This is a genomic window from Neorhizobium alkalisoli (assembly GCF_007829835.1).
In the GTDB taxonomy this organism is placed as follows: Bacteria; Pseudomonadota; Alphaproteobacteria; order Rhizobiales; family Rhizobiaceae; genus Neorhizobium.
This window is the reverse complement of the sequence record NZ_VIWP01000001.1, coordinates 1,244,898-1,258,151: the sequence shown is the minus strand read 5'-3', so window position 1 is coordinate 1,258,151 and position 13,254 is coordinate 1,244,898. Positions and strand designations below refer to the sequence as shown.

At 61.7% G+C, this 13,254-nt stretch carries 10 protein-coding genes; 3 read left to right on the top strand and 7 right to left on the bottom strand.

Annotated elements, in window-relative coordinates; genetic code table 11:
* Positions 1 to 7: 7 nt before the first annotated feature.
* The 5 genes from FHW37_RS05445 to FHW37_RS05425 all read right to left on the bottom strand — a co-directional run bounded on the left by FHW37_RS05445 (position 8) and on the right by FHW37_RS05425 (position 6,217).
* On the bottom strand, positions 8 to 2,089 hold the full coding sequence (locus tag FHW37_RS05445) for an extracellular solute-binding protein (protein WP_186458151.1): 2,082 nt from the start codon (positions 2,087 to 2,089) through the stop codon (positions 8 to 10).
* A gap of 289 nt (positions 2,090 to 2,378) precedes the next feature.
* A complete protein-coding gene (locus FHW37_RS05440; RefSeq protein ID WP_145633527.1) occupies positions 2,379 to 2,795 on the bottom strand; it encodes an organic hydroperoxide resistance protein in 417 nt (138 codons plus the stop codon).
* A gap of 176 nt (positions 2,796 to 2,971) precedes the next feature.
* Positions 2,972 to 4,303 carry an ATP-binding protein gene (locus tag FHW37_RS05435; RefSeq protein WP_145633524.1) on the bottom strand — a complete coding sequence of 444 codons (1,332 nt, stop codon included), beginning with the start codon at positions 4,301 to 4,303 and terminating at the stop codon, positions 2,972 to 2,974.
* Positions 4,300 to 5,040 carry a response regulator gene (locus tag FHW37_RS05430; RefSeq protein WP_145633521.1) on the bottom strand — a complete coding sequence of 247 codons (741 nt, stop codon included), beginning with the start codon at positions 5,038 to 5,040 and terminating at the stop codon, positions 4,300 to 4,302. The genes FHW37_RS05435 and FHW37_RS05430 overlap by 4 nt, the downstream gene beginning before the upstream one ends.
* A 124-nt stretch (positions 5,041 to 5,164) precedes the next feature.
* Positions 5,165 to 6,217, bottom strand: a complete 1,053-nt coding sequence (locus tag FHW37_RS05425; RefSeq protein ID WP_145633518.1) for an alpha/beta fold hydrolase — start codon at positions 6,215 to 6,217, stop codon at positions 5,165 to 5,167.
* Positions 6,218 to 6,564: 347 nt separating this feature from the next.
* On the opposite strand from FHW37_RS05425, the gene FHW37_RS05420 reads away from it, so the two are divergent.
* Both FHW37_RS05420 and FHW37_RS05415 read left to right on the top strand, forming a co-directional pair.
* Positions 6,565 to 8,334 carry a cytochrome c biogenesis protein DipZ gene (locus FHW37_RS05420; protein ID WP_186458150.1) on the top strand — a complete coding sequence of 590 codons (1,770 nt, stop codon included), beginning with the start codon at positions 6,565 to 6,567 and terminating at the stop codon, positions 8,332 to 8,334.
* 40 nt (positions 8,335 to 8,374) lie between these two features.
* Positions 8,375 to 9,133 (top strand): alpha/beta fold hydrolase, encoded by a 759-nt coding sequence (locus FHW37_RS05415; RefSeq protein ID WP_145633516.1) that lies wholly within the window; start codon positions 8,375 to 8,377, stop codon positions 9,131 to 9,133.
* A 53-nt stretch (positions 9,134 to 9,186) separates the two neighbouring features.
* On the opposite strand, the gene FHW37_RS05410 is transcribed toward FHW37_RS05415, so the two are convergent.
* Both FHW37_RS05410 and FHW37_RS05405 read right to left on the bottom strand, forming a co-directional pair.
* A complete protein-coding gene (locus tag FHW37_RS05410) occupies positions 9,187 to 10,782 on the bottom strand; it encodes an ABC-F family ATP-binding cassette domain-containing protein (protein ID WP_145633513.1) in 1,596 nt (531 codons plus the stop codon).
* A 179-nt stretch (positions 10,783 to 10,961) separates the two neighbouring features.
* Positions 10,962 to 11,864, bottom strand: a complete 903-nt coding sequence (locus tag FHW37_RS05405) for a GNAT family N-acetyltransferase (RefSeq protein ID WP_145633877.1) — start codon at positions 11,862 to 11,864, stop codon at positions 10,962 to 10,964.
* Between the two features lie 257 nt (positions 11,865 to 12,121).
* Between FHW37_RS05405 and argE the strand changes: the two genes are divergently transcribed.
* Positions 12,122 to 13,252 carry an acetylornithine deacetylase gene (argE, locus tag FHW37_RS05400; protein ID WP_145633510.1) on the top strand — a complete coding sequence of 377 codons (1,131 nt, stop codon included), beginning with the start codon at positions 12,122 to 12,124 and terminating at the stop codon, positions 13,250 to 13,252.
* Positions 13,253 to 13,254: the final 2 nt, after the last annotated feature.

Here is a 13,254-nt window from a genome sequence, read left to right as displayed (position 1 = left end):
GATTGCGTCAGCGCACGGCCTGATCGGCGAACCAGGTCTTGATTGCCTCCTCATGCGAGGCCGCGAAATCCGGCGGGGCAACCTTGTAGACCGAACCTTCCGGCGGGCCATCGGCACGGCGACCGGCGCCGGCAACGGTTGGCTCGAACAGGCCATCGGGACCGGCCTTGTCCTGAAGATATTTCTGGGTTGCCGGCTCAAGCAACCATTCGACGAAGGCCTGGGCTGCTTCGGGGCGCTTGGTCTTTGCCTGCACGCCGACACCGCGGACCGAACCGGGCGCGCCATCCTTCGGCCAGACGATATCGATCGGCGTACCGCCGGCCTTCAGCGAATAGGCGACCTGCGAAGTCAGGAGCGCGACGGAAATATCGCCCGAGGTCAGAGCCTTGCCGACCGGACCGTTGGTGCGGAAGACGCGAAGGCCGTTCTTGAAGAAGCCGGAGAACATCTGGCGCGCCTTCTCCTCGCCCATGGCGTAGAAGAGCTGGGCAACGCAGGGATAGGCGGGCGCGGCGACAGCCGGGTCAGCCATGCCGACCTTGCCGGCGAAGGAGGGGTTGAGCAGATCCTCGAAGCCGGTCGGCGCCGTCTTGACGATGTCGCTGCGATAGGCGAGCACGCAGGACGCCGCCATGCCGATCGGGAACCAGGCCTTGTTTTCCGGCATCTGCGCCTTGCCGATCTCGTTGAGATTGGCAAGGTTGCGCGGCTCGACCATGCGCTTCAGCTGCTCCTGCTGATCCAGCGAATAAAGCGCGTTGGAGCCGTTGAAGATCACCGCATCCCATTGCGGATTGGCACCTTCGGCGGCAATGCGGGCCAGAAGCTCGCCACCGCTCATCTGGACCACGTCCACGTCGCGACCGGTATCGGTCTTGAAACGGTCCTTGATGACCTTTTCGAAATCGTTCGTGTAGAGAACGATCGGGCCGGGCGTATCGTCGGCATAGGCCGGCATGGAAAGCAGGCTGGCCATACCGAGCATGGCCGCACCTGCAGCCTTGAAAATGGGATTCATGAAAACCTCTCCTTCCGGGTCGATCACGGTCCCGGCCAGCGGCGGCCGGGCACCGTCGTACGATCTGACGGTAGCGGTCGTATATGACGGTCGCGCCGGCATGTCGGCGACCAGTTTCGGAATCGGCGGTTCCAGTTTTGCAACCCTATTCCGGAGCGGAGTGGTCTCGGTGCCCAGATCCTGGCGAACCAGTGTTTCCAGCATGGCGCCGACTTCCCGCACGGCGGCCGCGGAAAAAGCCACCGGTTGGGTCAGCATGCTGACCGTTAGCGGATCCGCGCGCCAGGTCGGGAGAACGGCAACGAGCTGGCCTGCGCCGATCAGCGCTTCACATGCCGATTCCGGCAGGATGCCAATGCCTGCCCCGGAGCTGACGGCATCGATAACGACATCCATGTCCTGCGAGCGCAGTTTCGGCCGATGCAGCACGGCACTTTTCTCGCCGGACGGATCGACGAAAGTGAGATTTTTCCATTCACGCGCGGAATCGAAGGCGATCAGATCAAAGTGAATGAGAGATTGCGGACAGGATGGCAGGCCTTTGCGCCGCACCCATTGCGGATGCGCAACAGCCCTGAGCGACATGGTGCCGAGCTTTTTCTGCTTCAGCAGCGAATCCTGAAGCGCCTCGCGATGAAGTCTCAGGCTTAAATCAAAACCGTCACGCGTCTGGTCATTGTCGCGGTCGCCGACTTCGATCGAAAGGCCGACCTTCGGAAGCCGCGAGGCCGTTTCGAGCGCAAGCCGCGTCGCAAGGGCACGATAGGCGGAAGACAGGCTGAGGCGAACCTCGCCGGCGGGCTCCTGGGCTTTATCCGCGGAAAAGTCTTCCGCAAGCGAGCCGGCCGCGGCCACGTCCCTGCAATGCTGAAGAAAACGGCTACCGAATTCAGTCAGCGTGAATGTCTCCGCGCCCCGTTCCACCAGCATGGACCTGAGCTGGTCCTCAAGCCCGGAAAGCCGTCGACTAAGGGTCGATTTCGGTAGGTTCAGCGCACGGCTTGCGCGCGCGATACCACCATGCTCGGCGATAAGAGCAAAAAGCCTGAGATCATTGAGGTCCAGCATGCGCATTGCCCAGATTGACGACGTACGTGAATACGAAGTTTCTGTGACAGGAGCTTATCAGTGAGAGCTTCAGGCAGGTGAATGGCGACCAAAGCACCAGCCTGCGGCGCGTATCACAACTTGCGAGAGGCAATCCGATGTCTAGGCCACCCTCACGGAGTGAGGGCGGCCACGACTGCATCGAAGACGGACATCTCGTTCGATGTGACGTCGAGGAGACATGGGGTCATCAAGACGGTGAGGATGAGCAAGGCCACCGTGAACCGCTTGGTCGAGCTTTCAGAGCGCATCAGACGAGATTGAGCTCGACATCGATATTCCCGCGCGTCGCCTTGGAATAGGGGCAGATCTGATGCGCATCCCGGATGATCGCCTGTGCGACATCCCGGTCCATGCCCGGCAGGCTGACATTCAGACGGGCCTGCAAAAAGAACTCGCCCTCGCTCGTCCCAAGATCAACCTCCGCATCGACGGCGACATCCGCCGGCAACCGCAATTGCCGCGTTCCGGCAGCGCGGGTCATGGCGCCGATGAAGCAGGCCGACCAGCCGGCGGCAAACAGCTGCTCCGGATTGGTGCCGGGGCGACCGCTTCCCGGAGGAGAAAGTTTTACCTCCAGCGCAGCGTCGTCGCTGCTTGCGAAACCTTCGCGCCCGCCCGTGGTGTGGGTCCGTCCGGTATAAAGAACAGTGTCGATCTTCGGCATGGCAAAACTCCTTTTAAGCCAGGCCAGCGTTGTTCGCTGACAGGGAGGCTTTTCGCCCGCTGGAGTATCTGCACTGTTTCAGGAAAACCGGTGAAATGTATCAAACAGTATATGGCACCCGGCAGATCCAAAAAATGAGTGCCGGAATACCGGCACCCATCATCATCGCCCCGTCATCATCGCAATGTCAGCTCCACAGCAAGCCCGCCGCCGTCGCGATTATAAAGCTTCACCTTGCCGTCAAGGGCCGTGGCCAGTTGCTGCGCGATCGCAAGCCCCAGCCCCGTGCCGCCGGTCTCGCGGTTGCGGGACTGTTCCAGCCGCACGAAAGGCTGCATGGCGGCCTCCAGCATCTCGTCGGGTATACCCGGCCCCCGATCGAGAATGGTCAGGACCGTTTCGCCATTTTGCTTCCGCTCGACATTCAACTCTGCCGCTCCGGCAAACTTGACCGCGTTGTCGATGGCATTGGTCAGGATACGTCGCAGCGCATGCGGCTTGGTCGTGATCGTGCCCTGTACCGGACCGATCACTGTCACCGCCTTGCCCGTATCCTGATAGTCATAGGCAATGCTGTCGATGAAAGACGAAAGGTCGATGCGCGACGTCTTCTCGCCATTGCCATGCGAACTTCGCGCATACGCAATACCATCTTTCACCAGCATTTCGATCTCGCGCAGGTCGCTGACGAGCTTGTCGCGTTCCGGGCTTTCATCCGCCATGTCGACGCGCAGCCGCATACGGGCGATCGGTGTCTGGAGATCGTGGGAAATGGCTGCAAGGATCTGCACCCGCTCCTCGAGATGATGAGCGATCCGGTCGCGCATGGCGTTGAACGCCCGCGCCGCATGGGCCACTTCGCGGGGACCGGTCTCGCTGATCGGCTTGCCCTTGGCATTCGGATCAAGCGCATCGGCGGCGGCGGCGAGATCGCCGAGCGGTCGGAATGCCTGACGCACGACAAGCCAGGTGCAAAGGACGAGCAGCAGCATCTGCACGGCAAAGACATAAGGCAGCCAGCTGGCCAGCGGCATCACACCGCGCGGTGTCACGTCGATCGTCAGCGGGGAACCATCGGAAAGCGTCAGATGCCCCTGCAGCCTGCCGTTTTCACCGGGAATGGCTTGTACCTTCAGCGGGAATTTTTGACCCGCGGCGTCCTCGATCCGAGCGGCGATCTCGGCTCCACGTCCCGACATGTCCGGAACACCCGGAACTCCGGTTCCAAGCTCCAGCCGATAGTTGCCGCGGCTGAGGCGATCGAGCCATGCCGGACGTTCTGCCGCCGGCAGCCGGTCGATCACCGCAATCGAGGTTGCAAGGTCGCTTTCGAGCGTACCGAGCATCACGGCCTTGGCAGATGTATAGCGCTCGAAAAACAGGATGCTGAAGGAAAGGCCATAGGCAATCGCAAGGCCCGAAAAGAGGATGAGAAACAGGCGCGCGCGCAGGGTGCCCGGCCAGAAGGCGAAATGCCGGCCCGCCTTGTCCGCCGCCGGCTCCGTCATGTCCTGGGCTCCGAAATTTCTACCGGCACCGCGAAGACATAACCTTCCGCACGCACCGTCTTGATATAGGTCGGCTCGCGCGCGTCGTCGCCCAGCCGCTGGCGGACGCGGCTGACGAGAAGATCGATCGAGCGGTCGAACAGTTCCGCATCTCGGCCTTGCGTCAGGTTCAAAAGCTGGTCGCGGTTGAGAACGCGCTGCGGATGGTCGATGAAGACGCGGAGCAGCCGATATTCCGCGCCGCTGAGGGCAATCTCCGTGCCCTCGGGATCGAGCAGATGCCGGCCGACGGTATCGAGGCGCCATGTTCCGAAGGTCAGGATCTGGCCCGCCTCGCTGATCTGCAGGTTCGGCGGCAGCATTCTCGTGCGGCGAAGAACAGCCTTGATGCGAGCCAGAAGCTCGCGCGCCGCAAAAGGCTTCGGCAGATAGTCGTCCGCACCCATTTCCAGCCCGATGACACGATCCATCTCGTCGTCTCGGGCGGTCAGCATCAGGACCGGCGTTGCCTTGTGCTTGCCGGCGCGCAGCTCCCGGCAGAGAACCAGCCCGTCATCGCCGGGCATCATCACGTCGAGCACGATCAGATCCACCGCATTGGCATCCAGGAAGCTGCGCATCTGCCGGCCATCGGCCGCGACGCTGGTGCGCAGGCCGTTTTTCTTCAGATAGCTCGACACCAGTTCACGGATCTCGCGATCGTCATCGACGATCAGGATATGGTCGATATGCTCCATCTCGGGTTTCGCATCCTCTCATGTTTACTGCGTGTCGAGGCATTCCCATTTAGCCCCGGATATGGCCGCCGCGAAGCCGGGAAATGCACCGCGGCGACCTGTTGCATCCGGAAATTCGCCGCGGCTAGAATTTCGCGACGTCGAGCACCGCGCGCGCGAATTCCGCCGGCGCTTCCTGCGGCAGGTTGTGACCGATGCCACCGCCGATCGTGCGATGTTCGTAGCGTCCCGAAAACCGGGCGGCATAGGCGGACGGATCCGGATGCGGCGCACCATTAGCGTCTCCCTCCATGGTGATGGTGGGGATGGTCACCACCGGTGCCTTGGCAAGCAGCGCCTCATAGGCATCGTATTTCGCCTCGCCCGCAACCAGTCCGAGCCTCCAGCGATAATTGTGGATGGTGATGTCGACATGGTCGGGATTGTCGAATGCGCTGGCGGAACGGTTGAAGGTTTCGTCATCGAACTTCCAGGTCGGCGACGCCGTCTGCCAGATGAGACGCGCAAAATCATGGGTATGCGCGGCGTAACCGGCGCGGCCGCGTTCGGTGGCGAAGTAGAACTGATACCACCAGGCAAGCTCGGCCTTGGGCGCAAGCGGTGCGCGATTGGCCTCCTGGCTGCCGATCAGATAGCCGCTGACCGACACAAGCGCCTTGAAGCGCTGCGGCCAGAGCACGGCCATGATATCCGCCGTCCGCGCACCCCAGTCATAACCGGCAACGATCGCAGTCTCGATCTTGAGTGCGTCCATCAACGCAATCATGTCGACCGCAAGGGCAGCCTGCTGGCCATTGCGCAGCGTTTCGGACGAGAGAAACCGTGTCGTGCCATAACCGCGCAGATAGGGAATGATGACCCGATAACCGGCATCGGCAAGGATCGGCGCAACGTCGACATAGCTGTAGATGTCGTATGGCCATCCATGCAGGAGCAGGACGACGGGACCATTTGCCGGGCCATCCTCGGCATATCCGATATTGAGGACACCGGCATCGACCTGCTTCAGGGCAGCAAATTTCGTATGGCCGCCCGGCCTGCCTTGCGAATTGCCGGATGACCGGGCTGCGGCGGATTGAGCATTGGCCAGCGACGTGGCGCCGAGCTCGACGGCTGCGACGGTCATGGCTGCCAGGCCAAAGAAGCGGCGGCGTTGAAGCTGAAACATATCGGTCATGGGTTTTCTCCGGTTCGCGTTGATGACGATCCCCAAGAAACAGCCCGTATGTATTGTCGATATGTCCTGCGACCTGCTCAACTGCAAGCAAGTGTAGCGGCACGCCACCGAGATACAGTTCGATACAAAGACCTTGCCTCGCCTGCGCGAAAAGACGACGAGATGGCCGGTCCCGCCCGCCTGATCGTTTCATATTGTGGCGGCGGGGCCGCCTCCTACACTCCGATACATTTCTCCCTGAAGCCGGACACATCCCGGATACCTGCACCCGACCAGATTGGCGCAGTTGCCGATCACGCCCATGTCGGCGGCGCCAAGATCCACCAAGGGCTTCAGAGGACATGATCATGACGCTTCTCGTCATTGCCTATCTCGGAGGGGCGCTCACCATCCTGAGCCCCTGCATCCTGCCGATTCTTCCCTTCATCTTTGCCCGTGCGGGACAGCCGTTCCTGCGCAGCACGCTGCCCATGCTGGCAGGCATGGCGGCGACATTCTCGCTCGTCGCGACGCTCGCTGCGATCGGCGGTGGCTGGGCCATCGAGGCCAATGAATTCGGGCGGCTTGCCGCTCTGCTGCTCCTTGCACTGTTCGGCCTCGGCCTCATCTCTCCCCGCATCGCCACGATCCTGAGCCAGCCCGTTGTCAGGCTCGGTAACCGTCTGATGAATGCCGCCGGAAAGCCGGGCAGCGTTCCCACGGCCGCGGGCTCTCTCCTTCTCGGCATTGCCACCGGTCTCCTCTGGGCGCCATGCGCCGGGCCGATCCTCGGTCTCGTGCTGACCGGTGCCGCCCTGCAGGGCACCAATCTTGAAACCACGGTTCTCCTCGGCGCCTATGCTGCGGGCGCAGCCACATCGCTTGCCCTCGCTCTCTTGGCAGGTGCGCGGATCTTTGCCGCCTTGAAGCGGTCCCTGGGTGTCGGCGAGCGTATTCGCCAAGTCCTTGGCGCAGCTGTCATTGCAGGCGTCGGCGTCATCGCGCTCGGCCTCGACACCGGCCTCCTCGCCAAGCTGTCCTATGCCAGCACGTCTTCCTTCGAACAGGCGGTTCTCGATCGTCTCCACACCCGGCCAGGCGAAGACGGTATGGAGGTCGCAAGCGCCGACAATTCCATGCTCGCCGGCAACGGCAAACCGTTTCACGCCGACCTTCCCGTCGAAGGACGCGCGCCTTCACTGGGCGGTGCCGTGGAATGGCTGAACTCGCCGCCGCTTTCCGCGGAAGCCCTGAAGGGCAAGGTCGTGCTCGTCGATTTCTGGACCTATTCCTGCATCAACTGCATCCGCACCATTCCCTATGTCCGCGCCTGGGCCGAGAAATACAAGGATCAGGGTCTCGTCGTGATCGGCGTGCATGCGCCGGAATTCGCCTTCGAGAAAAAGATCGACAATGTCAAAAAGGCAATCTCCGACTTCAAGATCGGCTATCCCGTCGCCATCGACAATGATTACAAAATCTGGCGTGCCTTCAATAACAGCTATTGGCCGGCCAGCTATCTGATCGATGCCAAGGGCAATATCCGCTACCACCATTTCGGCGAAGGCAATTATGGCCGGACCGAACAGGCGATACAGGATCTACTGCGTGAGGCCGGCAGCGACGTCGCCACCAGTGCGCCCGTCAAGCCCGAGGCAAAGGGCGCAGAAGCCAGTGCCGACCTGAAGGATATCCGCTCGGGCGAGACCTATATCGGTTACCGGCAGGCCACCGGCTTTGCCTCGAACGAAGGCCTCCGTCCCGGCTCTTCCGGTACCTATTCGATCGACAGGCCCGGCCTCAACGAATGGGGTCTCTCCGGCAACTGGACTGTCGGCGCGGAAGAAGCGACCCTCGACAAAAGCGACGGCGCCATCATCTATCGGTTCAGCGCCCGCGACCTGCATCTCGTATTGGGGCCGGATGGCTCGGGAAAACCGGTCCGTTTCCAGGTGACGATCGACGGCCACGCGCCCGGCGCCGACCACGGCACGGATATCGATGCCGACGGCAATGGCACGGTCACCTCCACCCGCCTCTACCAGCTCGTCCGTCAGTCCGGCGGCGTCACGCCCAGAACCTTCACCATCCGTTTCCTCGATCCCGGCGTGCAGGCCTACGCCTTCACCTTCGGCTGAACCCTTTCCCTCACCCATCCAGACAACAAAGGATCACGACATGAACCGCCGTTTTATTTCCATCGCAGCCATCGCATTTGCCACCAGCGTCATCGCCTTCGCCGCACAGGCTGCGGAGGTGAAGAACATCGTCATCGTGCATGGCGCCCTTGCCGATGGTTCCGGCTGGCGCAAGGCAACCGAGATCCTCGTGGACCGCGGCTTCAACGTCACCATCGTGCAGGAGCCGATCACGTCTCTCGCCGATGATGTCGCCGCCACCAACCGCGTGCTCGACCTGCAGGACGGACCGTCGCTCCTCGTAGGCCACAGCTATGGCGGCATGGTCATCACCGAGGCGGGCAACAATCCCCATGTTGCAGGCCTCGTTTATGTAGCCGCTTTCCAGCCCGACAAGGGGGAAAGCCTGTTTGATCTGGCAAGCTCCAAGCCCGCCGGCGGAATGAACATCCGCGAAACGAAGGACGGGCAATATCTCTACCTGGACCCCGCTGCGTTCGCAGGTGACTTTGCCGGCGACCTTCCGAAGAAGGATGCTGATTTTCTGGCGAGATCGCAGGTCTTTGCCGCCAAGCAGGCTTTCGCGGCGAAGATCAGCGAGCCGGCCTGGAAGACGCGCAAGAGCTGGACGGTCGTCGCTACCCATGACCGTTCGATCAATCCCGATCTCGAACGCGACATGGCCAGGCGTGCGGGCAGCGACGTGACCGAGATTGCGGCAAGCCACGCCGTTTTCGCCTCCCAGCCCGAAAAGGTCGCCGATGTGATCGAAAAGGCGGCAAAAGCCCTTTCACACTAAACCCCGCAGATCTCCGATCAAACTGAGCCGCGCCCAAAAAGGCGCGGCTTTTTTTACGCTCCGAGCGGCGCGCCAAGCAGAAAACGCCGGGTGATACCGATGGCCTCGAGGAAAGTTTCGTCATGGCTAACCACCAGAAGTGCACCGTCATAGGCGACCAGCCCCGCCTCCACGGCAGCGATGGAGTCAAGATCGAGGTGATTGGTTGGTTCGTCGAGAATAAGCAGTTGCGGCGGCCTTTCTCCCCCAAGGACGCAGGCCAGGCCGGCGCGCAACATCTGCCCACCCGACAATTGTCCCACTTGCCTGAGGCTGGCATCGCCACGAAACATGAAACGGGCGAGAGCCGCCCGGCAGGCATTTTCGCTGGCTCCGGGATTGAGCCGCATGAAATTGTCGCGGATCGACAGCTGCGGCTGAAGCAGGCTGACCTTCTGATCGAGAAAGGCGCATGGCACCTCGACCCTGACGGACCCTGACAACGGCGCCAGGCCTCCAGTGATGACGGACAGCAGCGTCGTCTTGCCCGTGCCGTTCGAGCCGATGACGGCAAGCCGCTCGGGACCAGTCATTGCCAGCGAAAGATCGGAGAGGACGGGGGCATCGATTGCATAACCCGCCGTCACCTTGTCCAGCCGCAAGACCGTTCTTGAGGCGACAAGACCCGTGGATGGCAGCGAAACCTTGAAGGGATCGAGAACCTCCAGGCGGTCGCGGGCAGCAGACACATCGGCCCGCGCCTCTCCCGCCATTCGGCTTGCGGCCGCGGCCTTCTCACCACCCGTCTGCTCCGCACGCATGGCGCGGCCGCCGGCCGAAATTCGCGGCATACCGCCCTCCGCCGCCTTCCTTTTTCCTGCGCCATCGCGGCGCGCCTGCCGCTCTGTCGTCTCCTGTGCCTTGCGCTCGACCTCGCCGAGCCGCTTCTGTGCGTCGGCCAGATCATGCCGGGCAGCGGCAAGCTCAAGAGCCTTGCGTTCCCGGTAGTGGTTCCAGTTTCCGCCATAACGGCTGATGCCGAGCGATGTCAGCTCCACGATCGCATCGACATTCTCCAGAAGCTCCCGATCGTGGCTGACGACGATCGCGCCCTGGCGCCAGCCGGCGAGAAGCTCGATCACCGCCGCCCGCCCGTCCCGGTCGAGATTGTTGGTCGGCTCGTCGAGGATCAGGAAATCGGGGGCGTGATAGACATGGGCAGCCAGCGCGGCGCGGGTGCGCTGGCCGCCGGAAAGTTGCGCAAGCGACGTCGACAAAGGAATGGAGAGGCCGAAACGCGCCAGTGCCGCCTCGATATTCGGCTCCAGCATCCAGTCTATATCGGCCAGCTCCTCGAGCGTCGCCGTGCCTGCCTGGGCACGCTCGATCAGCGCCAGCGCATCACGGGCACCGAAGAGATCGGCGACGGTGTCCCCTTCCGCGACCTGTACGCTCTGGCGCAGAATGTGGATGCCCGCAGGCGCCGCGACGGACCCTGAAGCCGGCGACAAGTCACCTGCGATCAAGTTCAGAAGTGTCGTCTTGCCGACGCCGTTGCGGCCGACGAGCCCGGCCCGTTCGGAGCCGAAGACGATATTCAGATCGGAGAAAAGCGGACGACCGTCAGGCGTGGACCAGGACAGATTGGAGAGAGTAACGGAATGCGGCATGGACAAGGTTTTCCCGTATGGCAAGGCAAAGTGGCGTTGCGATCGGGTTGAAATCCATTGTCGACCATCCTGTTGGTGCTGCAGACCCGGATGATATAACTGTCAAAGATGGAAGGTTCAAGGCATGCAAAAGGGTTGTGTCAAAGCACGCAATGATGAGCTCGAGAAGATCGTGCGGATCAGCCGAGGGATTGCGACACCATCCCGTAAACAACCGGATTGCCGTCTTCTCCCGTTCCATAGCTTGCAGCCTCCTGCCGCACCATCGTCGTCACCGTGTCGTAGATGACGAGTCCGGATTGCTGGATGAAAGTGGCGAACGGGCCTGTATCGAAATGCGTGTCGAGACGCAGAAAACCATCAATATGCGCAGCGACATGCGGGTGGGTGACCCGGATTGCGTCCTCATCGTTGCGGGCAATGACCGGGCCGACGACATGCCCCTTTCCAAAGCGGCGGCGCATGGAAAAGGCGCGCAGTTGCTGGCCTTCATAAAGGCCGTAACCTACCGAACTGTCGAACAGCCGCAGCATGTGTACGCGGCGATCGACACCAAAAGCCGGAGCATCGAAGGCAATAACGGCGTCCAGATCATTGCGATCCAGCCGGCGCAGCACGAGACCGTCTTCCAGTGGTAGTGGCCCCGCAATGGGCGGAATAACCGTGCCCTGACATTGATAGACCGTGCGCTTCGGCTTGAAACCGAGCAAGGAGTAGAGACGCCGGGCATCACGTGTCGAGTTGAGGCGGATGCAGGTATGGCCGCAATCCGCCATGATCCGTTCCATCAACCATTTGGCCGTCCCGTTCGTCTGCAGCCTCGGAGAGGTGATCAGCATGCCGAATGTCGTAAAGTCCGGACCATGGGGGAACCACATGGCGGACGCGCCAACACGGCCGATCTCGTCGAGCGCCACATAACCTTTTCCAATGTCGAGAAGATGCTGCCAGTCTGCAGCGCGGTGAGGCCAACCCACCGAAATCGACAGGGCATGCAGCTGCGAAAGCTCGACATTCGCGACATCGGCAAAGCGCATCTCGAAATTGTCGACATTCAAAGTTCTTGGTAATTCGCTATCCATCATTCATCCAGCCGAGATGGTATATCCTCCTCCGGGCCGAGCAGCCCGGATATCCCGCAGCCATGTTAATCGACATGGCGCGAAACATTTCACTGCCAAAGCAGGGTCGAACACAAGATTTGACCGTATCATACCGACTTTCGGCAGCTATTGGTTTCCCATGCCTCTAACCTTGATTGTCAGAATTGGTTCGCGTGTTCCACAGGAACAGGCGGCCACATGTGCAATGACGGTTTTCAGAGGCAGGAACGATGACGATGCGCGCCGTGGACATCCTGGAAAAGCTGGTCGGCTTTCCGTCGGTCGTCGGCACACCCAATGGCGCCATCGTGGAATGGATTGCCGCCTATCTGAAGTCTTTCGGCATAACAGCGCAAGTCCTTCCCGGGCCGGAAGGCGACAGGGCAAATCTCTTCGTGACGATAGGCCCGGCAGACAAGGCCGGTTACATTCTGTCCGGCCATATGGATGTCGTACCGGCTGCCGAGGCGGGTTGGGATAGTGATCCTTTCGCGGTGAAAATGGAAGGCGATATGCTCTACGGACGCGGCACAAGCGACATGAAGGGCTTCTTAGCCGCGGCTCTCGCTGCCGTCCCTGCTTTGCTTTCGCGCCCCCTGTCCCGGCCGATCCACCTCGCCTTCTCCTATGACGAGGAAGCGGGATGTCGCGGGGTCCCGCATCTCCTTGCCCGCCTGCCCGATCTTTGCGTACCGCCGCTTGGGGCGATCATCGGCGAGCCGAGCGGCATGCGCGCCATTCTTGCCCATAAGGGGAAAGCGGCAGCGCGCCTGACGCTGAAGGGTCGCTCCGGTCATTCTTCCCGACCGGATCTCGGCCTCAATGCCATCCACGCGATGACCGAGGTGCAGCAGGCCGCTGTCGCGGCGGCCCTTGAGCTTACGCAGGGACCGTTCGAGACCGAATTCGAGCCGTCCTATTCCTCACTGTCGATCGGCACGATCAGCGGCGGTCAGGCGGTCAACATCATTCCCGAACTCTGCACGATGGAGCTGGAAGCACGTGCCATCTCGTCAGCAGATCCCCAGGCGCTCCTCGCGCCTGTGCGGAAAGCGGCCGACGCATTGGAGCAGAAGGGATTTGGCATCGACTGGCAGATCCTCAGCAGCTATCCGGCGCTTCTTCTTTCCCCGGCTTCCCATCTCGCCGGTCTATTGAAAGATCTGACCGGAATCGAGCCGCTTGCCGCCGTCAGCTACGGAACAGAGGCCGGCCTTTACCAGCGTGCGGGTGTCGATGCGATCATCTGCGGGCCCGGCGATATCGGGCGCGCCCATAAACCCAATGAATTCACCCTGGCGAGCGAGCTTGCTGCCTGCCAGGCGATGATCGAAGCGCTCGGCGACAGATGCCGGGCCGAAACCTGAAG

Coding starts and splice junctions, on each gene's coding strand:
- FHW37_RS05445 (WP_186458151.1), bottom strand. CDS start 2,089: ATGCTGGACCTCAATGATCTCAGGCTTTTTGCTCTTATCGCCGAGCAT.
- FHW37_RS05440 (WP_145633527.1), bottom strand. CDS start 2,795: ATGCCGAAGATCGACACTGTTCTTTATACCGGACGGACCCACACCACG.
- FHW37_RS05435 (WP_145633524.1), bottom strand. CDS start 4,303: ATGACGGAGCCGGCGGCGGACAAGGCGGGCCGGCATTTCGCCTTCTGG.
- FHW37_RS05430 (WP_145633521.1), bottom strand. CDS start 5,040: ATGGAGCATATCGACCATATCCTGATCGTCGATGACGATCGCGAGATC.
- FHW37_RS05425 (WP_145633518.1), bottom strand. CDS start 6,217: ATGACCGATATGTTTCAGCTTCAACGCCGCCGCTTCTTTGGCCTGGCA.
- FHW37_RS05420 (WP_186458150.1), top strand. CDS start 6,565: ATGACGCTTCTCGTCATTGCCTATCTCGGAGGGGCGCTCACCATCCTG.
- FHW37_RS05415 (WP_145633516.1), top strand. CDS start 8,375: ATGAACCGCCGTTTTATTTCCATCGCAGCCATCGCATTTGCCACCAGC.
- FHW37_RS05410 (WP_145633513.1), bottom strand. CDS start 10,782: ATGCCGCATTCCGTTACTCTCTCCAATCTGTCCTGGTCCACGCCTGAC.
- FHW37_RS05405 (WP_145633877.1), bottom strand. CDS start 11,864: ATGGATAGCGAATTACCAAGAACTTTGAATGTCGACAATTTCGAGATG.
- argE (WP_145633510.1), top strand. CDS start 12,122: ATGCGCGCCGTGGACATCCTGGAAAAGCTGGTCGGCTTTCCGTCGGTC.